Origin of the sequence: Bowmanella yangjiangensis (genome assembly GCF_017255015.1) — a bacterium.
Taxonomy (GTDB): domain Bacteria; phylum Pseudomonadota; class Gammaproteobacteria; order Enterobacterales; family Alteromonadaceae; genus Bowmanella; species Bowmanella yangjiangensis.
In genome coordinates this window covers 1-353 of record NZ_JAFKCS010000757.1, presented here as the reverse complement: position 1 = coordinate 353, position 353 = coordinate 1, and the positions used below count along the sequence as shown (strand labels likewise).

Genomic DNA, 353 nt, shown 5'->3' with positions numbered 1-353 from the left:
GAACTACCCGGTGGACCAGGCGTTGCGGCGTGGTGGTGGCGATGGGCCGCGTTTTGGCGAGCTGGCGTCCAAGGATGTGACCAGCGTGCCGATGGACCTGGCCGTGCGCCTGGGCGAGGGAATGGAGATCGAATACCAGTACCTGCGCAGCCATTTTCATGAGGATGCGGTGCTGCGTATCCGCGCCAACTTCGAGCAGATCCTCGCCGCCATGCTGCAGGGGGGCGAGCAATGCCTCGGTGATCTCGATTGCCTGAGCACGCTCGAACACGAGGCGCACCATCGTCTGCACGGTCAGGCATCGCTGCCGACGGCATTCGAGCCGCTGCACCTGGCCATCGCCCGATACAACC

The 353-nt window shown here is 64.6% G+C and carries 1 protein-coding gene; it reads left to right on the top strand.

Annotated elements, in window-relative coordinates; all coding sequences use genetic code 11:
* Positions 1-353: hypothetical protein (locus J0A65_RS26560; protein WP_206597170.1), on the top strand; the 353-nt coding region annotated here is incomplete at both ends.